Raw genomic sequence first — 25,940 nt, forward strand, 5'->3', positions numbered from 1 at the left:
TCAATTTTTTTTCAGTTTATTGATGAATGATGAAAACGACGCTGAGACTATATCTAACTCATTTTCGTCAATGAGCCAGATCTTCACTTCACCATAACTTTCTGAAACAGTAGATATTAGAAATAGATTTCCACCATCATCATATGCGAATGGAATCATACCTAAAAGATTAGGCCAATCTTCTAATAATTCTTTGTAGCGTTTTTCAATTGGGAGTTTCCCATGGGAAAATGAGAAAAAGCCACCAAGCAGAAATGGGTTAGGCTCATTTTCTTCGGGCAAATAGCCACCATTATTTCTCAAATAAAAATCAATAAAATCCTTTGGTAAAGCCATCTTATTAGAAGTTTCAAAATTTCTTATATCATCTAAACTAATATTTTTTTCCGATTCTTCCAAAACTAAGGACATGATTTTTTTCCTCCGAATCTCGCTGGGTGTGTATAGCTTTTTCCAGTAGCAGCTTTATATTGACTTACACCGCCGCTATGGGGAATTCCTGAATGCGCATTCTGTTCTACAAGTTGCATCGTACCTGTGTTGGTTTTTGGGTCATAATCATCTAAATGGTGCCACACATAGCCTCTTGGAGTAGATTTTTGATTAAGACCGGCGATTTCATTTGCTGACTGAAAGTCAAGATCGTAATCCCCAGAATAACTTATAGTTACAACCGGATTGACATCCAATCTCTTATTATACAGAGCATCACTAAGAGAGTAATCTAAGCCCCCTCCCTGAGTTCTTGTAACACCGCTATATCCTCTGTCTTGAATTCTTGCAATAGGATCAACAGCTAATCCAAGTGGATCAATCCATCCCAGCGGATTCGGTGCATACTGATAAAGATTCCAGCCTCCCAGCAATCCTATCGGGTCCTGGACCGTAAAGCGTCCAACCTGCGGATCGTAATACCTGAAAAGATTATAATGCAGACCCGTTTCACTGTCCGCGTACTGCCCGGCATAGCGCAGTGGCTGATGAACAAGGGCAGTTTGTTGCGTGAATCTGTGGAAGCCTTCCGTCTGTCGTGCAACCTCACCAAAACTCCCGTAATGACCGCTCCACCGGAGTTGTCCCTGTTCATCAGTGATATCCAGCGGTGCACCGTTCAGATCGGTGCTGAACCAGAGAACCTCTCCGCTGGTTTCGTCACGCAAATGGTCAATACGCGCCAGCGGGCTGTAAGTTTCGTTCGGGTCGTAAACATATGTCTGACACTGACCGTTATGTTGCTGCTCCTGCAACAGTCGCAAGCCCTGCCACAGAAAGCGGGTCTTTGTGGTGCCGTGTGGCGTGGTGACCGTTTTGCGTGTGCGGCGGCCCAGGGCGTCATAATGGTAGTGCGCGGTAAAATTGCCTTCTGGTCCATTGCCCTTGGCCCGTATCAGCCGGTTTTCCGCGTCATATTCATAATGCTGTTCATGCAGGCCGCTGCGACGGCTGACAAGGTTTCCCCACCAGTCGTATTTCATAAACAGGTTCTGCCAGTGCGTGAGGCGGTTATCCCTCAGAGGCAGGGCAGGGAGGTCATTATCCGGCAGCAGATTATCCGCAGCGTCGTAGCGGAACGTCCTGTTGCTGTGGTCCGGGCGGGCTTCGTAGTGCCTGAGAAAACGGCCTTCCTCATCATAGCCGTAAATTGTGTTGCCACGCAGGGTGTCACTGACGTCTGACAGTTCTCCCCGCCCGGTGTAGTTGAAGGCGCGTTCGAAGATTGTCTGTTCCGGCAGGTCGGGTGTGAAACTGCGCTGCCGGGTACGTCTGCCCAGACTGTCATACTGGCGGGTCTGCTCACGGGTTCCCTGAGTGCGGGCCACCTCCCTGTGAAGGCGGTCGCGTGTAAATTCAGAGATGATTTGCTGACCGAAGCGGATGGCGCTGACGTGGCCGGAACCGTAATGCAGCCAGCTTATCTGCTGGCCGCCGGGCAGGGTCAGCGCAGTGAGATTACCCAGAACGTCATACGCAGAATGTAGTTCACCGTTGACTCCCTTTTCAGCGAGCAGGTTTCCTGCCGCGTCAAAGGTAAACTGAACTTCATCTTCTTCAATTCCCAGCGCCATGCCATCGGCGGTTGGCTTGCGGGTCAGGCCGGTAAGCTGCCCGCTGTTTTTACGCTGGTAATGGTACTGAGCATCGCGGGTAGTGCGTGTGGTCAGCAGGCCGCTGCTGTCATAGCTGAACTGCTGAGCGCGTCGCGGAATGCCGCCATCGTCGTCCGGCCTGCCGCTTTCCATAAGCGTGGTGAGCAGTCCACGTTCATTCCATTCCATCTGCCGGGATGTATCGTCCGGGCGGGTTTCGCTCAGTAGATGGCCTGTCGGGTCATAAGTAAAACGGTACTCGCCACCGTTGCCGTTTTCCAGACGCAGCAGATTGCCTCTCGGGTCATAGTGCCAGCGGCGGGTTCGTCCCGTGCGGTCGGTAACGCTTTCTGGCAGTCCAAGCGCGGAATACTCCCAGCGAACCTCACTTTCCAGCGGGTCTCGCCAGGCCGCAAGTTGCCCGTGCTCGTTCCATCGTAACGTTTCATGACTGCCATCGGCCCGAATTACGGCGGTAAGCTGGCCTGCATCGTTCCATTCGCGGCGTGTGAAGTTGCCTTCTGCGTCCTCACTGGTGATAAGCTGACCGAACCGGTCATAGGTAAAGCGGGTCACGCTGCCGGAGCAGTCAGTGCGTTGCGTCAGCAATCCCTGACGGTTCCATTCCAGCATCACGTCACCGCCCCTCGCATCGGTGATGCGATCCGGCAGCGTTTCTTCGTCGTCAGGATAATGGTATGTGGTTATATGACTCAGTGCGTCGCTTTCCGACAGCAGGCGACCGTTTAAATCATACACAGACTGTGTGGCTGTTGAATCCGGGAAAACCGTGCGGGTAATACGATCAGTGTTTCTGAACCAGTAGTACTCAGTGGTGCGTCCTGCCGGATCAGTTTCTGACGTAAGGCGGCCATAACGGTCCCACTGGCTGCGCCGCATGGCTCCATCGGGCAGGATAACATCGCATAACTCCCCATCACGACAGACGAAGCCGGTCTGGCGACCGTCATAATCGGTGAAACGTGCAACATTATCATCGTCGTCAACCAGCCAGTGTGCCTGTGCGCCATCCTCGCGGATGGCGCGGCGGGTGCCGTTTTCAAAATCGTAATCAAAAGTAAGCTGCTCACCCGCGCTGTTGCGGTAAGCCAGCACGCGGGGCAGTCCGTCAAGACTCTGCCAGAGATACTCGTTCAGCAGACCGTTGCTGTCCTCATGGCTGCGCAGTAAATCCGTGCCGTCTCCGTCATCATACCAGCCAAAGCGGCGGCGTACCTGACCGCCGCGTCCGGTGACGCTAATCAGCCGGGCCTTAGCATCGTAATCGTAGCTGACCAGACAAATCTCATCATCCAGCCAGGCTCCGGCCAGGCGAACCTGTCCGCTGACGGTCTGATAACGGCAGACCATGCGCTGTCCGGCGCTGTCGGTGAGCGCATGCAGCGTATGGTCGTCGTTCCAGTCAAAAAGAATATCGTTACCACAAGGTTCGGTGAGTCGCAGCGGCAGGGAAGGGGAATCACCCTGCAGAGATGCGTAACACCAGCGTTCGCCGCCGATGTCATACACTGACCAGGTATCATCCTGATGGTGTTCCAGCCAGCGTTTTTCGGTTTCGCAGAAGGTACGCTTCCCTTTCGGCACGAGAGGAAATGACACGTAATCGCCGGACGGTGCACGCCACACCAGCCCGTCCTGATATTTTTCCAGTCGCGTTTCCCAGAAAAGTGACCAGCCACGGCCCAGTACGCTGTCGCCGGGATTGCCACTGCGCCAGTAACGCTGCCAGACAACCGGCAGACGGGAGGGTAATACAAAGTCCAGCTCGTCATCACCGGAGAGGAATTTCTGCCCACTGACGATATCAACCGGGCGGGCGATAATGCCCACGGCGGCGGCGCTGGTCATCAGCACGCCAGCGCGGCAGGCGACGCGGGCCAGTTTGTTGATACCCGGAATTTTACTGAACAGCCTTCCCAGCGCACCGACTTTACCTGCCGCTCCGCCCGCTCCACCGAGCAGTCCGGCAAATAACAGCGTCAGGTCAGAGGCTTTATAGAGCCATTCCGGGACTTCTGACTGTATGGGCAGTGTCTGTTCCGGCTCACCACCAATAATCACATCTGAGGAACCGGTCATGACCTTTCCACCACAGGTGGTCTGATCGCTGAGACGGGCAGCAGGCAGGCCATTGATGTACACGCGTGAGGAGCCTTCGGCCATCTGCTGTGAGCCAGCATCTTTGGCGCATTCCACCATGCTGTCGGTGGCAAGGGCGGCAGGTCTGCCATTAATGAACACGTTATGAGAGCCGGTGGCGATAACGCCTTCCTTCTCCATGCTGGCGGCCCCGGCATCCACAATGCTGTCCCTGGCCTTCGTTGCCAGTTCGCCCGTAAAATACCCAACCGCCAGACTGGCCCCGACCAGAAGCACACCAATACCCAGACATGACGCACCGATACCGGCAATCATCAATGCCCCGGCGGCGATACCTCCCGCTGCGGCAATCAGTCCACCAACAATCGTTCCGGCAATCATCCCTGCCAGCGCATGAGAATGGCCGATATCATCACCCACGCGCGCCGCTTCGAACATAACAACGTTCCTTAATTGTTAGTGTTAGACGTAAAACTGGCCAGGAGTGTCTGAAAGCACTGGCTGTCCGTATCCCTGATTTTTTCCACACGTGTCATGGTGAATACCAGGATATGGTTATCCGTAAGATTAAAGACAGCCTGCTGCTGAAAAACGCGCTGGCTGTCCCGAAGGTAGCTGGCATGAATACATTCACCTTTTGCAACATTCCCCCCCAGTACAGTGGCTTCGCGTAGAGACAGTTTCCATCCTTTAAGATGCTTATCCATGAGCGCTAACTGGCGGTCAATATAGTCTTGCAGTACCTCGCCAGCACTGAGGGTATCGCGTGAAATGTTAAATGCGGGGGCATTCTCGCCGGAGAGTGTAAAAACATTCACTGTGCGGTCCTGATACTGGTCAGGAAGCGTTACCTGACCTTCGGTGAACAGACAGGTAGCTTGGCTTTCGGACATTGAGCAGATTCCCTGTGCCTGAAAAAACATAAGTTTGCCACAGGGTATGCTCACTGGCTATATATGCAGCCCGGTTTTCACTAACCCAAAGCGGGGCTCAAAGCGAACAGGGTTAAGCAAACTCAGTTGCCCGTATTTTGAACCGCCATAGGGAATTCACAGACAGAGGCCAAAGACTCAGGGAGCTTAACCCTCTTTTCTGGCATCCTGCACCTTTACTTAGGTCTCCGTAAATGCCATAGCGGTTTCCACTGATTGCTGGCAAAAGAAAATCGAATCAGCCTTACCCGCAAAGGCATGGAGCTTCGCGTGATTATTAACAGACGTGAGTAGACAAACGGGAAGGGGGCACCAATCGACAGAAAGCAAAAAACCAGACGTCAGCAGACATCTGGTTTCTTTAATCTGGCTCCTCTGACTGGACTCGAACCAGTGACATACGGATTAACAGTCCGCCGTTCTACCGACTGAACTACAGAGGAATCGTGCTACAGGGCGCATAGTAATGGACTGATCTTACTGAGTCAAAGCGGTTTTCGCGCCGGACAGTCTGTTTGCTGAAGGATTCAGCATTCTGGTTGTTTCAAGCGCAACTTTGCGCATTCCTGCTCTTCTTCATCCATAAAATGGTTTTATCACAGCACCCATGCCGGACAGGTGAGTGCGACCCGCATCATTGATGCCTATGCAACAAAGGAAACGGATTAGCCTGACCATCCTGTTCCAGGCGGCCCAGGATGGCAAAGCCCAGCTTTTGATAAACGTGCATAGCCTGCTTTTGTTCATACACGTCGAGTGCATTCGCGCCACAGGTTTCCACAGCATATCGGTAAGCGATAGCGTGCTACGTCTTCCTTACCACAGCCACAAACGCACCGCAGAAGGCTGGCGTTGCGCCATCCACGGACGTAGTATGCAGCATTCGTCCCTGTAGCTTGTCTCAAACACTCTTTATCACAGGTAATATCGTCATGGCGTTGATTCCAAAAAACTACTCACGGCTTGAAAGTGGCTACCGTGTGAAAGCCCTGAAAATCTATCCATGGGTTTGTGGGCGCTGTTCGCGCGAGTTTGTCTATTCCAACCTGCGTGAATTAACGGTTCATCATATTGATCACGACCACACCAATAACCCGGAAGATGGCAGTAACTGGGAATTGCTGTGCCTGTACTGCCACGATCACGAACACTCGAAGTATACGGAAGCTGACCAGTATGGCACCCGGGTTGTGGCGGGTGAGGACGCGCAAAAAGACGTGGGCGAAGCCACCTATAATCCCTTTGCGGATTTAAAGGCAATGCTGGATAAGAAAAAGTAAGACTGAAGGCCCGGACGTGACCTTTGCGTTCGCGCCTGACAGCGGCCAGACGCGCATCCGTTTTTATGCGCCTGCTATCCACTCCCTCTCTGACTGTCCGCAGCTTATACCCCAGGGGCAAAGCCCTTCCGCACGAGGCTGAATCAACAGCCTGGTGATGTCGTTCGCCTCTCAGTGCAAAAGTGCAGTATGCCCGTTGATATGCTCACCTGCCGCGTACTCCGTTTTAAACAGCTATGGTTAAAGGGGCACCGTCGACCATGGAGAAGTGAATGAACGAGCAACTGCAAGCACAGATTGCCGCAAGGCTGGCGTTGACAGCCGGACAGCGGCAACAGACACGCACGGCGCTGAGTCAGGGTCTGCCAGCGGAACCTGATTCACGACGCGCACAGCGTTATGCCTTTCAGCAACGCGCCAGACAACAGGTCATCATCGGCACGAATGATTTGCTGCCCGTCTCTTTTTTGCAGCAGGGGCTGAGCGCCGCCAGGGCGGTGGCACTGGTCAGGGAAGATGGCGTACCCAAAGGCAGTGGGTTTTTAACCTGGGGCAACCTGTTTGTCACGAATCACCATTTGTTACCTGAACCGCCTGAAAAAGGCCGTATTACGCTTCAGTTTGGCTACCGCCAGGGGGAAGCGGGTGAGATGATTCAGGGACGTCTTTTCAGTGTAGATGCGGAACGCTTCTGGCTCACCAGCCCGACCGAAGCATTGGACTGCACGCTGATCGCGTTAGGCGACGCGCTTAACGACAGTGGCGAGCAACCGCTGCCGCTGGCGCTCAATGACCGCAACGATAAACATGCGTTGGGCATCCACCTTAATCTTATCCACCATCCCGGCGGTGCGCCGCAGCAGGTCTCGCTGCGCAATAAGGCACTGTTAGCCCGTCATGAAGAGTTTTTGCACTACGAAGCCGACAGCGAAGGTGGCTCGTCGGGCGCACCCGTTTTCAATGACAGCTGGCAGCTGGTGGCGCTTCATCACGGCGGCGTGGAAGAGAACGGAAAATGGGTCAATGAAGGCATCCGCATCAGCGCGCTTACCGACTGGCTTAAAGGCGCGCTGCCGACGTTACCTGAAGCCTGGCAATCGCCGCTGATGCAGGCGCTCAAGGCTGAGCCTGCAGCGGAACAGGTGCTGCCCAGTGCCGCTGCACCCGATGAAAATTACGCTAATCGCGACGGTTATCAGGCGGGCTTTCTGTCGGGCACGCAGGTTGATGTCGCCGGGATTATCGCGCCACGCGCCAGTGAAGTCGCACCGCTGCGTAATGGGCGCAGCGGTGCAGAAGCCACGCTGGATTATGAGCACTTCTCGCTGATCATGAGCGCAGGGCGGAAGCTGGCCTTTTTCACAGCCACGAATATTGATGGTGCGCGCTACATCAATATTGACCGCGGCAGTGGACATCCTTCGCTGCTCCCTGAAGGCGACCGCTGGTATGAAGACAGCCGTATCGACAGTCGCTATATCACCGGCCAGGCGTTCTATAGTGAATTCAGCCGCTGGTTTGATCGGGGCCATCTCACCCGCCGTAGCGATCCTACCTGGGGCACCGCGGCAGAAGCAGTGCGCGCCAATAAAGACACGTTTCACTTTACCAACTGTTCACCGCAGCATTTTCGCTTTAACCAGAGTGTGCAGTACTGGCAAGGTGTTGAGCGTTACATACTGGAATATGGTGTGTTAAAAACCAAACAGCAGATTAGCGTGCTGACCGGACCGGTACTTAACGATCAGCACCGGCAATACGGGAACTTACAGGTGCCGCTGATGTTCTGGAAAGTGGTACTGCGCATCGGGCCGCAGGGCACACCGCAGGCCACCGCACTGCTGGTCAGTCAGGATAAGTTGCTGGACGAACCGCGCCGCATACTGCCGCTTAAGCAGCCGGAAGCGGTTCCGCAGGTGGACGAATACCGCGTTTCGATTCATTCACTGGAAACACTCACCGGGCTTGATTTCAGCGCGTTCCGTGACTGGGACAGCTGGCAACCCGATCCCAGCCTGCTGGCCGATCCTGTGCAGGCAAAGCTGATTATGAGCTGGTCTGAGGTGTTATAAAGGGACGGCGGCAATCGGCTGAATGTAAGGGACATCACACTGCCCGTTCTGGTGTTCCGAACGGGCAGCATTCGTAGATTGTCGCCACTGACGTATCGGCCGACACCGGGTTGGCAGGCTTGCCCGCCAGCAACGCCCTGAGCAGTATGCCAGCCTGAGATTCAGCCGGACGATCGCTGCATGTGTTCGCGGTTCGCCCTGTCTAAACCATGACATTAACCCGACGGGTTAACCGCGCCACTGGCGGAAAGAAGACAGTAAGCCGATGCCGAGACCTGTCCCGGCATCGGGGCAGACAAGGCCTACGCCAGCAAACCGTGCGGATCCAGGACATATTTGGCGGCCACGCCGGCATCAAAGCTGGCATAACCCTCGGCCGCCTGTTCAAGGGGCAGCACTTTGGCGTTCACAATTTTCGCGATGGGTAACCGGTCATGCAAAATTGCATTCATGAGCTGGCGGTTATATCGCAGCACTGGCGTTTGTCCGGTGTGCAGGGTTTGCGCCTTTGACCAGCCCAGGCCAAACTTCAGGCTCAGGGATCCTTCACGGGCTGCCTGCTCCTGAGCGCCCGGATCGTCTGTTACATACAGTCCCGGAATACCAATCTTACCGGCTACCCGGGTGACAGCCATCATGCTGTTCAGGACAATAGCCGGCTGCTCTTTACCCGAATGGCCCCGCGCTTCAAAGCCGACCGCATCAATCGCCGAGTCGACTTCCGGCACGCCGATGATCTCCGCGATCATTTCACCCAGGCGATCGTGTTTGCTCAGGTCGACGGGCACAAAGCCCATTTTTTCTGCATGCGCCAGGCGATCCTGATTGAAGTCACCAACCATCACGACCGCTGAACCCAGAATTTGCGCTGAGGCTGCCGCGGCCAGGCCAACCGGGCCCGCGCCCGCGACATAGGTCATCGAACCGACGCCCACGCCCGCCGTGACCGCACCATGAAAGCCAGTCGGCAGAATGTCTGACAGCATGGTCAGATCCAGAATTTTTGCCAGCGCCTGATCCCGGTCAGGAAACTTCAACAGGTTAAAATCGGCATACGGCACCATGACATATTTCGCCTGTCCGCCAACCCAGCCGCCCATATCGACATAGCCGAATGCGCCGCCAGCGCGTGCCGGATTAACCGTCAGGCACACGCCGGTATCCAGTTCCCGGCAGCAGCGACAACGTCCGCAGGCCACGTTGAAGGGGACAGAGACAATATCTCCCACATTAAGCATTTCAACGTCGGTGCCTTTTTCAATGATTTCGCCGGTAATTTCATGCCCCAGCACCATGCCCGCCGGTGCGGTGGTGCGTCCACGTACCATGTGCTGATCGGAGCCACAGATATTGGTCGACAGCACTTTGATGATGACCGCGTGATCGATTTTTTTACCCGCGGGGCTGACGAATTTCGGATCGGCAATATCCATCACTTCAACCTTACCGGGCCCCTGATATACCACACCTTTATTGGAAGCGTTTCCCATAGTAATGTCCTGTCTGGCTGATTAAGAGGTCTGTCTGGCAGCGCGGTATCATGCATGTAGGGTGAGGTACTTACCGGTCTGCAAAGGCAGTGTAAGCAAGTCAGTGGTGCTTAAATGATCTGACAACGACATCGGGACGGGAAAAAACGCAGAATGGCGACATCAACAGAAATAATAAAAACAGATCGCCATTGTGCAATAAAGCCTGTCCGGACATCCTGTCGAAAATAAATAAAATGATTTTATTAAAAACGACCTGTAATTATCTGTCGGCGACAACGTCGCTTATTATTATATAGGCTTTTCCTATGCCGTTATTTCACGTCAGACAATGCTATGATAAAAATGAAGTAGCTCACGCGTGTTGACTTCATTTTTTTCAGGCGGTCAGGTTTTAATTAAGGGTTGCAATAACCCGGCAGTTACGAAATAACGCGTCAGAATATCGTGCCTGAATACCCTGCGATCGTTATCGCCAGAAGATTACCGTATCGCTGACGGTTATTTCTGGCATATCGACAGCAATATATCATCAACCGCAATGGTCGCTGAGTGTTAATCATTACGTAGAAGGAACAGGACAATGAATATTGTTACGCCCGCGTCGCCCGCTACGCTCAGAAAGGTAACCGCCGCTGCCGCTATAGGTAATTTTGTCGAGTGGTTTGATTTTGCCGTTTATGGTTTCCTGGCCACGATTATTGCCCAAAACTTTTTTTCACAGGCACTTCCGCAGACCGCCTTATTACAGACGTTCCTGGTGTTTGCCGTGGCGTTTGCCTTGCGGCCATTAGGTGGGGTGATATTCGGTATGATGGGGGATAAATATGGGCGTAAACGTATCTTATCGTTGACGGTACTCATGATGGCGGGCGCGACCACGCTGATTGGCTTGCTTCCGACCGACAGGCATCTGGGGATCATGGCCCCGATTCTGCTGACGCTGGCCCGCTGTATTCAGGGATTTTCGGCAGGAGGGGAATATGCCGGAGCCTGCGCCTATGTGATGGAGCATTCACCGCCACGTAAACGCGCCTGGTACGGAAGCTTTATCACGGTCTCGACGTTTTCTGCTTTCGCGGCTGCGGCAGTTATCACTTTTCTGTCAGACGCCGCGCTGGGCCAGGATCAGATGCGCGCGTGGGGCTGGCGTATTCCTTTTCTGATTGCGGCCCCGCTGGGGCTGGTGGGGATTTATCTGCGCATTCGTATGGAAGAGACGCCTGCTTTCCGGGCTGCACGTCGCGAAGAGGCGGGAACACATGCGGCACTTGCTGACACGTTACGCCAGCAGACAGGAAACATCCTGCGGCTGGGGGCCTTTATCGCCTTAACCGCGCTGACGTTTTATATGTTTACCACCTACTTCTCGACCTTTCTCCAGTTGCAGGGCCACTTCAGTCGGGCCTCGGCCTTGCTGGTCTCCTTCCTCGCGCTGCTGTTTGCGGCGGGGCTCTGTCCGGTAGCGGGAGCGCTTTGTGACGGGATAGGCAGAAGAAAGACGGTGGCTGTCACGGGCGGATGGGTGATCGTAAGTGTCTTACCGGCCTGGTGGCTGGCCAGTTCGGGCCCGCTCTGGGCCGCCATCCTCGGGGATATGCTGTTAGCGACGGGGGCGGTGTTTTCGGGCGTCGTGACGGCCGCGTTACTCTCCGAAGTCTTCCCCACGCGGGCACGGTATACCGCCTCTGCCATTACCTACAATCTGGCCTATACGCTTTTCGGCGGCACCGCACCGCTGGTGGCAACCTGGCTCATTGACTACACAGGCAATACGCTGTCACCGGCCTTTTATCTTGTTGCGGTCGCGGTGCTGGCGCTGGCGGGCGGGCTGAGCTTGCCCGAAACCTCACGTATTTCTTTGCAGGATGACGCCGCACATCCGCATTCGCGGCAACAGGGTGCGGTAAAGCACGTGGGGACGGTCGCCCGCAAGGAGCCGGTGTGAGGCATAAAGGTCACCAACCGGGCACCCGCCCGGGCTATCTTCTGATGGCCTCGCTGGCGGCGCATAAAACTGCGACATAAGCATTCCTCCGCATAGCGAGGGGCGGCATCGGCGCGAAGCAGGCCAGGGACTGTGCAGCATCGCAGGGGAAGTGCTTATCACCCATTGCGGTGTCCACACGTCAGAGAAAGCGTGACCCGACGAGTCACCCAAGATCGCCAAGCAACGTGCTGGCTGAGAAATGATGCGCAATCTGCGCCTGCAACAGTTCGGCGCAGCCCAGCGCATCGGTCAGCGCGTTGTGGGCCGGATAGTGCGGCAGATGATAACGGGCCCGACAGTCAGACAGGCGCAACGACAGTCGGGGGCGCGGTCGCCACCATTTCTGTCGCCAGCCGTTTTGCCGCTGTGCCGCAATAACGCGCGCCTCCAGCGTCAGCGTATCGATACAGGGGAACACAATGCCTTCGCCAATGCGCTTTTTAAATGCTGCATCCAGAAAAGGCTGTTCAATCCCTTTGTGATGGACCACCATCACGTTTCCCGCCATCATTGCCAGCAGCCTGAGCAGCACAGCATTCAGGTCCGGGGCGCGGGCAATTGCGGAATGTGTGATGCCGTGAATAACCACCGACTCTGTTCGCAGGTCGGCACGCGGATTCAGTATCCAGTGCTGGCTGCCCTGGATACGGATGCGCGACAGGCTCATCGGCAGTAAACCGATACTGACAATATCATCATGCTGAGGATTCAGGCCGGTGGTTTCAAAATCCATCGCCAGTAAGGGAACGTCGGACAACGGTGTATCGGGTGACGGCATGCCAGACAAGTAGTAGTTTTTCAGCGCGGCATGGCGCGTTTCCCTGGCCCGTCTGGCGAGGACGGCGGGCCAGTCCTGCGGCAGCACACTGTCCTGGCGGGCGCGGACACAGGGCGACAGCAATGCTTTATTGATATGCAGCATTAAACGCTCCGCCCTGGCTGATAGCGATATTTTAAAAATTTTTGCGCATTGCTGAGGATCTGAAAGGCATCCTTCAGATTCTTGCGCTCAAAGTCAGACAGATTAAGCGGTTCAATCCGGTTGTCTGGTTCCTGACCGTTCTCCACATCCTGCGCCTGGTGGCGGATGCGCACCATCGAAATAAACTCCAGCGCATCCCGCAGATCCTGACCGCGTCCGTGGGGCAAAATGTCGGCCTGCATAATCGTCTGCAGCCGATCAAAGGAGTTATGCGCCGTTGCGCCCGCCGCCAGCGCATGCACACGAATCAGATCGGCCAGCGGGGCCGTTCCGCGCCGTTTCATATCAATGGATTGCGTATGCTGGCCGGAGGGCTCCATCACAAAGTTTTTAAAGAACCCCAGCGGCGGCTTTCGCAGCAAGGCATTGCGCGCCAGACAGGCGAGAAAACGGGCGTTGTGCCGCGCTTTGTGTCTGATACGCTGGTTAAGCTGTTCTCCCCATTCCACCTGGCCCCAGACGGCGTCCAGGTCGAAGAAAATCGCGCTGTCCAGCAGTGATTGCGGTGAGGGCGAATCGATCCACTCATCAAAATAGCGTTCCCAGACGGAGAGCGGCTGACACCAGCGGCTGTTTGTCGCCATGATATTTCCCTTGCAGTAGCGATAGCCGCAGGCGTCCAGCCCGTCACTCACGCGTCGGGTCAGCGCCATAAAATAGGGCGCATGGCGCAGCGGGTCATAACGGTTATCCAGGATCAGGGCATTATCCTGATCGGTGACGAGCAGTTGCTCCTGGCGGGCCATCGAACCCAGGGTGATAAAGCAGTAGGGGACCGGCGGCGGCCCCAGTTCCGCCTCGGCCAGCGCCAGCAGGCGCTGCGTGAAACTGCGACCAATGACCGCCATGGCGCGGCCAGTCATCTGCGAGTTGGCATCTTCACGTACGATGCGGCTGAAACAGGCACGCACCTCGTTTTTCAGGGCGCTCAGTTCGTCCGGGTGCTGGCAGTGAAAAATACGGCTGACGATAAACAGGCTGTTTTGCGACTCGTAGCGGATAATGTCCGATTGTGAAATCACGCCGACAGGACAGCCGTTTTTCATCACCGGCAGATGATGAATATTGTGCTGCATCATGGTCAGCATCGCTTCAGACACCAGCTGATAATGTTCCACATGGTTCAGCGGTGCGGTCATGATCGCCTTCACCGGTGTCTCAAACCCGAGTCCACCCGCGATGACCCGCTCACGCAGGTCTTTATCCGTCACGATGCCGGTCAGCGCCGGCCTGACGGCGGGGTTAACTTCTGCCATCGGCGTCACGATCAACAGCGAGGAGACATCCTCTTTACTCATTTTCACCGCGGCGTCGCGCACCGTGGCCCGGCTGTCGAGGGTAACGGGCGGTCGGCTAATCAGCGCCTCAATGCGGGAGGCCATCAGGCCGTTAGCCTCTTCTGTGCGCGCCACGGTTTGCCGGAGACGGGTGCGGTCCTCCACTTCCACTAAATCGGCAAATTCCTCGTATTTGCGAAACAGCGCATTAAAAATCGGGGCCGGGATCAGGTAAGTCAGCGTATCTTCCAGCGCGGTCACCGGAAAGCGTACGCTGTTTTCGCGCAACAAACCAAATTCGCCAAAATAGCCCCCGGCCGTCAGTCGGTTATACAGATCGCCATTGCGTCGGTAGATTTCCACCGCGCCGCTGCGAATCACATACCAGGCATCGACAGGCTGGCCAAAGGTGAGAACAGGCGTTCCGGCTTTGAAATAGCTGACCTCAATGTGCGCGGCGATGCGCGCCAGCGCCGTGAGCGGTAAGGTGTCAAACGGCGGATAGCGCTGAATGAAGTCGATAATTTCCTGATGGGCTGACTGCACGGTGACCTCCTTTTCTGCCACAGCGGACAGCCTGACCTGCGCGGTCCGCTCAACGCTGACTTATTGATTACGCACCGCAGGGGCAGAACGTGCCAGCCGCGGTTCTGACATCAGTCCTTTCACCACCGCGACTGAGGCGATCAGCAAGACCAGTGCGAACGGCAGCCCGGTCGAGACCACCATCGCCTGTAGTGCATCCAGCCCACCGCCGAGGATCAACGTTATCGCAACCAGCCCTTCAAACACGCACCAGAACACGCGTTGTGACGTGGGAGAGTCGATCTTGCCACCGGAAGCAATAATATCGATGACCAGCGTGCCCGAATCCGCCGACGTCACAAAAAACACCACCACCAGAATAATCGCCACCACGCAGGTGATTTTCGCCAGCGGCAACGTATCCAGCATGGTGAACAACTGCAGCGGCAGAACAGCATCGGCAATGCTCTGATAGCCTTCGGTGAAATACTGATGAATGGTGGTGCCGCCCAGCACCGTCATCCACAGCACGCAGGCCAGTGACGGCACCAGCAGTACCGAGATCATGAATTCACGCACCGTGCGACCACGCGAAATGCGTGCAATAAACATCCCGACAAAGGGTGACCATGAGATCCACCATGCCCAGTAAAACGAGGTCCAGCCTGCGGCAAAATTGCTGTCAGGGCGGGCAACCGGATTCGACAGGGCGGGCAAAAACGCAAGATAGGAAGCCAGGTTTGAGAAAAAACCGCTAAACAAAATCAGGGTAGGGCCGACCACAATGATAAACAGCAGCAGTAACCCAGCCAGAATCATGTTGGCTTCAGATAACCGCCGTACGCCGACATCCAGCCCGGCCACCACCGAAAAGGTGGCAATCGCGGTGATGACGATCACCAGGACAATCTGCGTAGTTTGTCCTAATGGCACATCAAACAGAAAATTCAGGCCGGACGCCGCCTGGGAAGCGCCCAGGCCCAGCGAGGTTGCCAGACCAAACAGCGTCGCCAGTACAGCCAGGATATCAATGATGTGTCCCGGCCAGCCCCACACCGCGTCGCCCAGCAGCGGATAAAACAGCGAGCGAATCGTCAGCGGTAAACCTTTATTGAAAGAGAACAGCGCCAGACCTAATGCCAGAAAGGCGTAAATGGCCCAGGGATGCAGCGCCCAGTGAAAAATCGTGGCGGCCATCGCCAGCTGCTGCGCATTTTCGGCCGCGCCAACTGCGCCATTCAGGGGAGCCCAGTCGGTACGTACACCGTTTTCCACGACGGTGCCACCCATTGAACTGGAGAAGTGCGACAAAGGTTCGGAAACGCCATAAAACATCAGCCCAATGCCCATTCCGGCGGCAAACAGCATGGAGAACCAGGTCACGTAGTTGTAGTCAGGGCGGGCCAGCGTGCCGCCGAGGCGCACTTTACCGAGGGGGGAAATAATCAGGCCGAGACAGAGAAGAACAAAAATATTTCCGGCACTGATAAAGAACCAGTCGAGTCGGGTGGTCAGCCAGTTCAGCATTCCTTTAAACAGCGGTGCCACATCACTTTGAAAGACGAGCGTTAAAACGATAAAGGCAATAATGACCATCCCGGAGAGAACAAATACCCGGTTGTGAATATCCAGACCGAAGGGGCCAACATTTACCACGATATTGTCCTGCCCCACCTGATAATCAGTATCATAAGGTGCGACGTCCCCGTCAGGCAGCATGGGATCTCTGGCGTCTGCCATAATCATTTCCTCGCGATTTGTTCGTTGTTGTTAATGCCACCCTCAGCACGCCGGGCTGGCTCTGTTTTAGTTAACGGACATCGTTTCGCTCATCCCTGACAATCCCTGTTTTCCTGTGGTGCAAGAGTGCGGCTATCAGTCGCCTTTCCTTTCATTCAGCTGAACACCACCGTACGTTTGCCGCTTAAAAACACCCGTTTTTCGACGTGATAACGCACGGCATTAAATAACGTTACCCGCTCAATATCCTGTCCACGACTAATCAGGTCATCCGGATAAAGGGCGTGATCGACGCTCTGAATGCCCTGGGTAATAATCGGCCCTTCATCCAGATCGTTATTCACATAGTGGGCAGTGGCGCCGACCATTTTTACCCCTTTTTCCCAGGCCTGATGGTAAGGGCGCGCGCCTTTAAAGCCCGGCAGCAGGGAGTGATGAATATTGATGGCTTTTCCGTCGAGTTTTTCGCACATCGCAGGTGACAGGACCTGCATATAACGGGCCAGCACTACCAGGTCGATATGATGCTGCGCCAGCAGCGCCATAATGCGGGCTTCCTGTTCGGCGCGGTTCGCGTTATTTACCGGCAGATGGTAATAAGGAATACCGTGCCATTCGGCCAGGGAACAGAGATCGGGATGGTTAGAAATGATCAGCGGGACATCAATATTGAGCTGGCCGGTGCGGTGACGAAATAACAGATCGTTAAGACAGTGATCGAATTTAGACACCAGAATAGCGACGCGTTCGCGATGCTGCGGCGGCGTGAGTTGCCAGTGCATTTCAAAGGGCATCACGCGCGGCGTGAAATTATCCCGAAAAAGGTCGGTACTGAAGGGGGAGGCGGGTGAAAAGGCAACGCGAATAAAAAAACGGTGACTGACCCTGTCATCAAAAGAGTGTATTTCATTGATGTAGTGACCGGACTCTGCCATGAATCGGGTCACAACATCCACGGTACCCAGTTTACTCGGGCAACTGGCGGTAAAAATCCATGAATCGGGCAGCGCGCTCATGGGCAGCTCCTGTGAAGAAGAGAAACGCGTGCCGTCGGAAACGCGTCCGGCCGGCACAACAGGGCATTACTTCGTAATGGTCAGGCCATATTCACGACTGGCATCCTGTAACCACAACCAGATGTAGTCGGCGAAGCTACGACGGACGACCAGTTCCCAGCGGTCTTCGCCGGTCCGGCGGATCAGTGCGCTGCTTTTGGCAAATACCGAACCTGCGACTTTGCCCACCGGGAACGCACGGGGATGAAGATCCAACACCGTGCTTTTCTTCAGCACATCAATGGCATGTTTGCCGGAGAGCGTCAGTATCGTCTGTCCGCCGCTGACGTTAACCACGGAGTAGTGACCGTCAATCTCTGCGCGCAACGCTTTTTCCACCGGAAACAGCTGATCCATTGGCAGAACCACCAGCCACTCGTCGGGACTCAGCCAGCGCACAGAAATGTCGCCCTCTTCACAGGAGGTAAGGGGGACGGTGGGCAGCGCTACACCCAGCACCGTCAGGCAACCCCGCATAAAACTCCGGTTCTGCTGTGAACCACGCAGCACCAGATGGCCCAGCAGCGCCTGTTCGCGCAGCTGAACGCCACCGGGCTGCGCATGGCTGGCCGCCAGCTTGTCCAGCCCGACGTGATGCAAAGGGGATTCGGCGCGTACCTGCGCAGGCGCACACTGATCCATAACCGCCACCTGTCTGACAGTCTTTGCCGGTTTGGTTTCAGGTAAGAGGGTTTCAGACATGTTGACGTTCTCCTTTCGGATCGATAAAGACCGTGCTGCAGATTTCCGCTTCGACCACCCGGCCATCGGCCAGCGGGTAGAATACGGTTTCGCCCATGCGAGACAGCCCGCCTTTGATAAAGCCCATGGCGATGCTGCGATTCAGGTTAGCGCTCCAGTAGCTGGAGCTGATGTGGCCCAGGATATCCATCGGGACAGGCTGAGCAGGATCGGCCACCGCCTGTGCGCCTTCCGGCAAGACGATCATAGGATCGCGTGTTTTCAGCCCGACCAGCTGTTTGCGCTGGTCACGTACGCAGTCAGCCCGCGCCATGCCGCGTTTGCCGATATAGCTGAACGGTTTTGTGTCCGCGACGCACCAGCTCATATTGAGATCGTGCGGCGTCACCGAGCCGTCGGTGTCCTGACCGGCAATGATGAATCCCTTCTCGGCGCGCAGGATATGCATGGTTTCGGTGCCGTAAGGCGTCAGATCGTATTTTGCGCCGTGCGCAAAGAGTTTCTCCCAGACGTACAGGCCGTAATTGGCCTGTACGTTGATCTCAAACGACAGCTCACCGGTAAAGGAGATACGGAAGAGTCGTGCCGGTACGCCCGCTACCTTGCCTTCCTGCCAGTCCATAAACTTAAAGGTCTCTTTGTCCAGCGAGACGTCGCTGCACAGTTCAGCCAGTAAATTGCGGCTGTCGGGGCCGGATACGGTCATCGTGGCCCAGTGATCGGTCACGCTGGTAAAGAACACTTCCAGCTCCGGCCATTCGGTCTGATGGTACAGCTCCAGCCATTCCATGACGTGTGCCGCGCCGCCGGTGGTGGTGGTCATCAGGAAGTGGTTTTCCGCCAGGCATGACGTCACGCCATCGTCGAATACCATGCCGCTTTCGCCGCACATCAGACCGTAACGGCATTTGCCGACGCCCAGTTTGGCCCAGGCGTTGGTATAAACACGGCTGATAAACTCACGGGCATCTTTGCCCTGAATATCAATTTTGCCCAGCGTGGACGCATCCAGAATGCCCACGCCATTGCGCACCGCACGACATTCGCGATCCAGCGTCTGTTGCATCGTTTCGCCGGCACGCGGGTAGTACCAGGGGCGCTTCCACTGGCCGACATCCTCGAACATCGCACCTTGCCTGACATGCCACGGGTGCATGGCGGTGAAGCGTTTGGGTTCAAACAGTTCGCCACAGTTACGCCCCGCGATAGCGCCAAAGGCGATCGGCGTATAGTTCGGACGAAATACCGTGGTCCCGGTCTCGGGGATGCTCTTGCCCATCACTTTGGCGGCAATCGCCATGCCGTTGATGTTGCCCAGCTTTCCCTGATCGGTGCCAAACCCCATTGCCGTATAGCGTTTAATGTGCTCAATCGCTTCAAACCCTTCCCGCGTTGCCAGAGCGATACCGGCGGCCGTAACGTCATTCTGCAAATCCACAAACTGCTTGGGTGTGCGGCTGATCGGTTTGATGTGCGGAATATGGAACAGGGCGGCGGGCGGATGTTCCAGCCACTTTTTCACGACGGGCAGGGCGACCTCGACCGGCGTCAGGCCCAGCTTCAGCGCAGCGTCCTGTCCGGCATTGATGCCTTCCTGCAGCACGTTATCAAGCGCATAGCGCCCGTTGATGCCGCCTGCCGTCAACTGTTTCTGATGTGTCGGCCCGGGCAGGAAACCCGTCACGTCCGTGTTCCAGACAGGACGGCTGCCGGTATGGCCCGCCAGATGAATAACCGGGCTCCAGCCACCAGAGCTGGCTACGGTGTCGCAGGTGAGGGAAAAGGGCTTACCGGCGATCGCCTCACCTTTTTTATCCAGGGCGGCAATCGTGACGCCGCTGACGCGCTTTTTGCCCTTTACTTCAATGACCGCACTGCCGGTGATGATTCGAATACCGCGGCCACGAACAGCGGCGGCCAGTTCACCTTTGGTCACGGTTCGGGTATCTACCACGGCGACCACCTCGCGTCCCGCATCAGCCCAGTCGAGCGCGGTTCGGTAAGCGCTGTCATTGGTGGTCATCAGCACCAGCTGGTGACCGGGCACCACGCCATAGCGGTTGATGTAGGTGGAGATGGCAGAAGGGATCATGCAGCCCGGTACATCGTTATGGCTAAACACCAGCGGTCGCTCCTGGGCACCGGTGGCCAGCACGACCCAGTGTGCCCGGACGCGGTGCATACGCTGGCGAACCTGTGCCGCCGCAGCGCGATCGCCTTTGTAGTCGGTTCGGTTCTCGTTAACGGTAAGAAAGTTATGGTCGTGATAGCCATTCACCGTGGCGCGCGTCAGCAGCGTCACCTCCGGCATCGTCGCCAGTTCCGCCACCACCTTGTTGACCCATTCCATCGCCGGTTTGCCGTCAATCTGTTCCCGGCTGGCAAGCAGATGGCCACCGAATTCATCCTGCTCATCCGCCAGGATGACGCGGGCGCCGCTGCGACCGGCGGCGAGTGCCGCCATCAGGCCCGCAGGCCCGCCGCCCACAACCATGAGATCGCAATGCTGGTTCATGGCGTCATAGATATCGGGATCTTTCTCGCGTGGCGCGCGACCCAGACCGGCGGCTTTGCGGATGAATTTCTCATAGGTCGGCCACATCGATTGCGGATACATAAAGGTTTTGTAGTAAAACCCCGGCGGCATCACTTTGCCGCCAAGGTTGCCTACCAGACTCATCAGGTCGGATTCGACAGACGGCCAGCCGTTGGTGGCCGAACAGACCAGGCCGTCATAAAGGGCCTGCTGGGTAGCGCGCACGTTTGGCACCTGCGTGGCTTCTGTCGCGCCAAGCTGTAGCACTGCGTTCGGCTCTTCAGCGCCGGCGGCGACAATGCCGCGTGGACGGCTGTATTTAAAACTGCGACCGACAATATCAATGCCGTTGGCGAGCAGGGCGGAGGCGACGGTATCGCCTTCATAGCCCTGATACGGCTTGCCATTCCACGTAAAGGTCAGCGTACTGGAACGGTTAATTCTGCCGCCGGACGGCAGGCGATTCTTCTGGCTCATGCGCTCCGCTCCTTACGCGTGTTCACGGGATTCAGGCTGTTCGTTGAGTGTGTAAACCTGTTTGATCTCATAGGTCTGGGTATCACGTACCAGATTAAAGAATTTGCGGCATCCCGCGCTGTGCACCCAAAGTTCGTGATGTAATCCGCGCGGGTTTTTACGGAAATAGAGAAAGGTTCCCCACGCTTCATCACTGCACTGGTCCGGGTTAGCAGGCCGCGCGATATGCGCCTGGCCACGGGGATGAAACTCTTCTTCTTCGCGATACTCACCACAGTGAGGACAGTAAATGTGCAGCATGTTGTCACTCCTTAGTGGGCTACGCCTGCGGCGCCATGTTCATCGACCAGCGCACCGGTATAAAACCGGGACAGGGCGAAGGGTTCGGCAATCGGGTGCGGCGTGCCGTGCGCTAACTGATGGGCAAACAGGTTGCCGGAGCCAGGCGTAGCCTTAAAGCCACCGGTGCCCCAGCCGCAGTTAAAGAACAGGTTGCGCACCGGGGTGGACGAGAGAATCGGGCTGGCATCCGGGCAGGTGTCGACGATGCCGCCCCACTGACGGTTCATGCGGACACGGCTGGTGCACGGAAACAGCTCAACAATGGCCTGAATGGTGTGTTCAATGACGCTGTAGGATCCGCGCTGACCATAGCCGACCCAGCCATCAATACCTGCGCCGATGACCAGATCACCTTTATCTGACTGACTCATATAGCCATGCACATGGTTGGACATGACGACGGTATCCAGGAAGGGCTTGATCGGCTCGGAGACCAGCGCCTGAAGCGGATGGGATTCAACCGGCAGCTCAAAGCCGGCCATTTTGGCCATCACGCCAGAGTTACCGGCGGTGACGCACCCCACACGATCCGCTTTAATTACGCCGTGGTGGCGGGTTTTGACGCCGGTGATTTTGCCGTCACTGATTTCCATATCAATGACCTCGCAGTTCTGAATCAGATCGACGCCCAGGCTGTCCGCCGCACGGGCATAACCCCAGGCCACCGCATCGTGACGGGCATTGCCCCCGCGCCGCTGTACCGACGCGCCCAGTACCGGATAGCGCGCATCTTTGCTGCAGTCCAGTGCGGGGATCTCTTTCTGTAACTGGTCGCCGTAAACCATCTCGTTGTCGATGCCCTGCAGGCGATTGGCATTCGCCAGTCGTTCATTGGTGCGCAGGTCCTGCAACGTATGGCAGGTGTGATAAACCCCACGCTGAGAGAACATCTGGTTGTAGTTCAGCTCTTGTGACAGGCCTTCCCATAATTTCATGGCGTGCTCATACAGCGCTGCGGATTCATCCCACAGGTAGTTGGAGCGCACAATCGTGGTGTTACGGCAGATGTTGCCGCCGCCAAGATGGCCTTTTTCCAGCACCGCCACGTTGGTGATGCCGTGCTCTTTCGCCAGATAGTAGGCGGTAGCCAGACCGTGCCCCCCGCCGCCGATGATAATAACGTCGTAGCGTTTCTGCGGGGTGGGGTTGCGCCAGACTTTCTGCCAGTTCTCGTGATAGCTCAGACTGTGCCTGAGCAGGCCAAATCCTGAATAGCGTTGCATCATTTCTACTCCAGTAACTCTCGCGCGTGGGCGAATTGACAGACGATAAAACCGCGCCGCCGACCGAAGCCGGTGGCCGCCTGGCCTAACGGTAAACCGGGAAGTCCGCGCACAGGGACAGCACCTGCTGCTTCACCTGAGCAATCTTCGTCTCCAGCATGTCGGCGTTGTTCATCACATCCAGGATGTCGGCAATCCAGCCGGCCAGCATGCGACAGTGCGCTTCGCTGAAGCCGCGCGTGGTAACAACCGGCGCGCCAATGCGCAGACCGGAGGTCACAAACGGGGATTGTGGATCGCCGGGAACGGCATTTTTGTTGACGGTAATGTTGGCGCGTCCCAGCGCCGCATCGGCCGCTTTACCGGTCAGCCCCTGTTTAATCAGGCTGAGTAAAAACAGGTGGTTGTCGGTGCCGCCTGAGACCACATCGTAGCCACGCGTCATAAACACGTCGGCCATCGCGCGGGCATTGTTGACCACGCGACGCTGGTAGTCGGTATAGTCAGGCTGCATGGCCTCTTTAAAGGCGACGGCTTTGGCGGCGATCACATGCATCAACGGACCGCCCTGGCCGCCCGGAAACACGGCAGCGTTGAGCTTTTTCTCCAGCTCGGGGTTGGCTTTTGCCAGAATCAGGCCGCCGCGCGGACCGCGCAGGGTTTTATGCGTGGTGGTAGTGACCACATCGGCATAGGGCAGTGGAGTGGGATAAAGGCCCGCCGCGACCAGGCCCGCCACATGCGCCATGTCGACAAACAGCCAGGCACCGACCTTATCGGCAATGGCGCGGAAGCGCGCCCAGTCCACGACGCGTGAGTAGGCCGAGAAACCGGCGACGATCATTTTCGGCCGGTGTTCCAGCGCCAGCGCTTCGACCTGTTCATAATCAATTTCGCCGCTGGCTTCATTCAGGCCGTACTGCACGGCACGGTAAATTTTGCCGGAGAAGCTGACATGGGCGCCGTGCGTCAGATGACCACCGTGCGCCAGGCTCATGCCCAGAATGGTGTCGCCCGGCTGGCACAACGCCATATAGACCGCCGCATTCGCCTGCGAACCCGAATGGGGCTGCACGTTAGCGTAATCGGCACCAAACAGCGCACAGGCACGTTCTGTTGCCAGTTTTTCGACTACGTCGACATATTCACAGCCGCCGTAGTAGCGCTTCCCCGGATAGCCTTCTGCATATTTATTGGTCAGTACCGTACCCTGAGCCTGCATCACGCGCGGGCTGGTGTAATTCTCGGAGGCGATAAGCTCAATATGCTCTTCCTGACGCACCGCTTCCTGTTCAATGGCCTGCCACAGTTCACTGTCAAAGCTTTGAATATCGTCGCGCTTCGCAAACATGCTTTTCTCCTTGCCCGGATAACCACGCAGCGCCTGCTTTGGGCCTGAACCGTTCAGGGCAGCGGTAGAGTGAATGTGGGAGGGATAATAACCAGCGTCACCGATGCCGGAATGTTTGGTAGCGCCCCGGCGATGTCAATTTGCGACATACCCACGCAAGGCGGACACATTGAACGGTGAGGAACGGCAGAAAGGGCAAAACATGGCGAATTCATCGCCAAATACGTCGTTATCCGGCATCTCTTGTTTTTCATCCGCGCAGATAATGCGGCTGTCATTCACTCAACGGCAGGCATAAGCCCGGGAGCGCAACATGAGTATCAGTGTCTTCGATCTGTTCAAAGTCGGAATTGGTCCCTCCAGTTCACATACCGTTGGCCCTATGCGCGCGGCACAACGCTTTGTCGAACCGCTCGGTCACCGTGAGGATCGTGGGATGATTTACCGCATCAAAGTCGAACTGTTTGGTTCGCTCAGCGCCACCGGGCGCGGGCACAGTACGGATAAAGCGGTACTGATGGGGCTGATGGGCGCGTCACCCGATACCGTCGATCCCGCTACGATCAACAGCACGATACAGGCGATTGATGAAACCGGCTCCCTCACACTGCCCTGGGGAGAAAACATTGCGTTCGACAGCCATGAGGACCTGCTGTTTGTCGATGATGTGCTTGCTTACCATCCGAACGCGATGCGCCTGAGCGCGTTTTACCGCAACGGGCAAAGCCATTCGACCGTGTATTACTCCATTGGGGGCGGATTTGTGCTGGATGAGGATGAGGCGCTGGCGTCGGCACATCGGGTGCCACAGTGCACGCTGCCCTACGACTTTAACAGCGGCGCCGCTTTGCTGGCACACTGTGCGGAGCGGCAGTTACGCATCAGTGCACTGATGCTGGAGAATGAAAAAGTCTGGCGCACGGAGGCCGGGATTCGGACCGGTCTGGCGCAGATCTGGCAGGTGATGCAGCAGTGCATTGCCAATGGTCTGGAAAATGAAGGCATCCTGCCGGGAGGGCTTAACGTGCGCCGACGAGCGCCCATGCTCTACCGATCGCTGTGCCGCGCCTCAGCGGAAAATGTGATCAGTTCAACCCTGTCGGCGATGGACTGGATCAACCTCTATGCGCTGGCGGTCAATGAGGAGAATGCGGCAGGCGGGCGTATGGTTACCGCCCCCACGAACGGGGCGGCAGGTATTATCCCGGCGGTACTGATGTACTACATGAAGTTTGAACCCCAGGCGCGCGAAGACGATGTGGTCGATTTTCTGCTCGCGGCGGCGGCGATCGGCGCACTGTGCAAGAAAAATGCTTCCATTTCGGGGGCCGAAGTCGGCTGCCAGGGTGAGGTGGGGTCCGCCTGTGCTATGGCAGCAGCCGGCCTGACCGAGGTGCTGGGTGGCACGCCCGAGCAGGTCGAAAACGCCGCCGAGATTGCGCTGGAGCATAATCTCGGTCTGACCTGCGATCCGGTTGGCGGACTGGTGCAGGTGCCGTGCATCGAACGCAATGCCATTGCGGCAATGAAAGCGATAAACGCGGCACAGATGGCGCTGCGCGGCGACGGTCAGCACTTTATTTCGCTGGATAAAGTGATTCGCACCATGCGCGACACTGGTCGGGATATGCAGGATAAATACAAGGAAACCTCGCGCGGCGGGCTGGCGGTCAACGCGATTGAATGTTAACGATGTGTTGGTTTTTGGTTACTTGCGCTTATGGTTTCGAATAAAAAAACAGCCAGAAAAACACGTCA

At 56.3% G+C, this 25,940-nt stretch carries 17 protein-coding genes and 1 tRNA gene; 4 read left to right on the plus strand and 14 right to left on the minus strand.

The genetic code is table 11. The features are described from left to right. From C7433_RS12400 to C7433_RS12415, 4 genes are all read right to left on the minus strand, one after another. Nucleotides 1–411 carry an SMI1/KNR4 family protein gene (locus C7433_RS12400; protein ID WP_039338074.1) on the minus strand — a complete coding sequence of 137 codons (411 nt, stop codon included), beginning with the start codon at nt 409–411 and terminating at the stop codon, nt 1–3. After that, nucleotides 402–4,646: an RHS repeat-associated core domain-containing protein gene (locus C7433_RS12405; protein WP_110268273.1), complete on the minus strand. Its 4,245-nt coding sequence runs from the start codon at nt 4,644–4,646 to the stop codon at nt 402–404. Before C7433_RS12405 ends, C7433_RS12400 begins: the two co-directional genes overlap by 10 nt. Nucleotides 4,647–4,657: 11 nt before the next feature. After that, on the minus strand, nt 4,658–5,101 hold the full coding sequence (locus C7433_RS12410) for a DcrB-related protein (protein ID WP_110268274.1): 444 nt from the start codon (nt 5,099–5,101) through the stop codon (nt 4,658–4,660). A gap of 406 nt (nt 5,102–5,507) precedes the next feature. Then, nucleotides 5,508–5,583, minus strand: a tRNA-Asn gene (locus tag C7433_RS12415). A 489-nt stretch (nt 5,584–6,072) separates the two neighbouring features. Here C7433_RS12415 and yajD point away from each other — a divergent pair. Together yajD and C7433_RS12425 are read left to right on the plus strand one after the other, a co-directional pair. Further along, nucleotides 6,073–6,420 (plus strand): HNH nuclease YajD, encoded by a 348-nt coding sequence (gene yajD, locus C7433_RS12420; protein WP_110268275.1) that lies wholly within the window; start codon nt 6,073–6,075, stop codon nt 6,418–6,420. A gap of 272 nt (nt 6,421–6,692) precedes the next feature. After that, nucleotides 6,693–8,492, plus strand: coding sequence for a DNA/RNA non-specific endonuclease (locus C7433_RS12425; protein WP_110268276.1), 1,800 nt, complete (start codon nt 6,693–6,695; stop codon nt 8,490–8,492). 302 nt (nt 8,493–8,794) lie between these two features. Here C7433_RS12425 and fdhA read toward each other — a convergent pair whose 3' ends face one another. Then, nucleotides 8,795–9,982 carry a formaldehyde dehydrogenase, glutathione-independent gene (gene fdhA / locus C7433_RS12430; RefSeq protein WP_058701611.1) on the minus strand — a complete coding sequence of 396 codons (1,188 nt, stop codon included), beginning with the start codon at nt 9,980–9,982 and terminating at the stop codon, nt 8,795–8,797. Between the two features lie 583 nt (nt 9,983–10,565). Here fdhA and C7433_RS12435 point away from each other — a divergent pair. Beyond that, on the plus strand, nt 10,566–11,930 hold the full coding sequence (locus C7433_RS12435) for an MFS transporter (RefSeq protein ID WP_110268277.1): 1,365 nt from the start codon (nt 10,566–10,568) through the stop codon (nt 11,928–11,930). A gap of 205 nt (nt 11,931–12,135) precedes the next feature. Here the strand turns inward: C7433_RS12435 and C7433_RS12440 are convergent, their stop codons facing one another. The 9 genes from C7433_RS12440 to glyA all read right to left on the minus strand — a co-directional run bounded on the left by C7433_RS12440 (nt 12,136) and on the right by glyA (nt 24,182). Beyond that, nucleotides 12,136–12,894, minus strand: coding sequence for a 3'-5' exonuclease (locus tag C7433_RS12440; protein ID WP_110268278.1), 759 nt, complete (start codon nt 12,892–12,894; stop codon nt 12,136–12,138). Next, nucleotides 12,894–14,777: a DUF294 nucleotidyltransferase-like domain-containing protein gene (locus C7433_RS12445; RefSeq protein WP_110268331.1), complete on the minus strand. Its 1,884-nt coding sequence runs from the start codon at nt 14,775–14,777 to the stop codon at nt 12,894–12,896. Before C7433_RS12445 ends, C7433_RS12440 begins: the two co-directional genes overlap by 1 nt. Before the next feature lie 60 nt (nt 14,778–14,837). After that, nucleotides 14,838–16,496 carry a BCCT family transporter gene (locus tag C7433_RS12450; protein ID WP_110268279.1) on the minus strand — a complete coding sequence of 553 codons (1,659 nt, stop codon included), beginning with the start codon at nt 16,494–16,496 and terminating at the stop codon, nt 14,838–14,840. 155 nt (nt 16,497–16,651) lie between these two features. Continuing rightward, nucleotides 16,652–17,512 carry a formyltetrahydrofolate deformylase gene (purU, locus tag C7433_RS12455; RefSeq protein WP_033740385.1) on the minus strand — a complete coding sequence of 287 codons (861 nt, stop codon included), beginning with the start codon at nt 17,510–17,512 and terminating at the stop codon, nt 16,652–16,654. Nucleotides 17,513–17,578: 66 nt separating this feature from the next. Next, nucleotides 17,579–18,253, minus strand: coding sequence for a sarcosine oxidase subunit gamma (locus C7433_RS12460; protein WP_033740383.1), 675 nt, complete (start codon nt 18,251–18,253; stop codon nt 17,579–17,581). Further along, the gene (locus C7433_RS12465; protein ID WP_110268280.1) at nt 18,246–21,266 is read right to left on the minus strand and encodes a sarcosine oxidase subunit alpha family protein; all 3,021 of its coding nucleotides are present in this window, start codon (nt 21,264–21,266) and stop codon (nt 18,246–18,248) included. The genes C7433_RS12460 and C7433_RS12465 overlap by 8 nt, the downstream gene beginning before the upstream one ends. 12 nt (nt 21,267–21,278) lie before the next feature. Further along, entirely contained in the window at nt 21,279–21,566 is a 288-nt protein-coding gene (locus tag C7433_RS12470) for a sarcosine oxidase subunit delta (protein WP_033740381.1), read from the minus strand. A gap of 11 nt (nt 21,567–21,577) precedes the next feature. Continuing rightward, nucleotides 21,578–22,831 carry a sarcosine oxidase subunit beta family protein gene (locus C7433_RS12475; protein ID WP_033740946.1) on the minus strand — a complete coding sequence of 418 codons (1,254 nt, stop codon included), beginning with the start codon at nt 22,829–22,831 and terminating at the stop codon, nt 21,578–21,580. Between the two features lie 85 nt (nt 22,832–22,916). Beyond that, nucleotides 22,917–24,182, minus strand: a complete 1,266-nt coding sequence (gene glyA / locus C7433_RS12480) for a serine hydroxymethyltransferase (RefSeq protein WP_039338062.1) — start codon at nt 24,180–24,182, stop codon at nt 22,917–22,919. A 313-nt stretch (nt 24,183–24,495) separates the two neighbouring features. On the opposite strand from glyA, the gene C7433_RS12485 reads away from it, so the two are divergent. Continuing rightward, on the plus strand, nt 24,496–25,872 hold the full coding sequence (locus C7433_RS12485) for an L-serine ammonia-lyase (RefSeq protein ID WP_039338061.1): 1,377 nt from the start codon (nt 24,496–24,498) through the stop codon (nt 25,870–25,872). Nucleotides 25,873–25,940: the final 68 nt, after the last annotated feature.

The sequence above is a fragment of the Pantoea sp. PNA 03-3 genome, assembly GCF_003201175.1.
GTDB classification, from domain to species: Bacteria; Pseudomonadota; Gammaproteobacteria; order Enterobacterales; family Enterobacteriaceae; genus Pantoea; species Pantoea stewartii.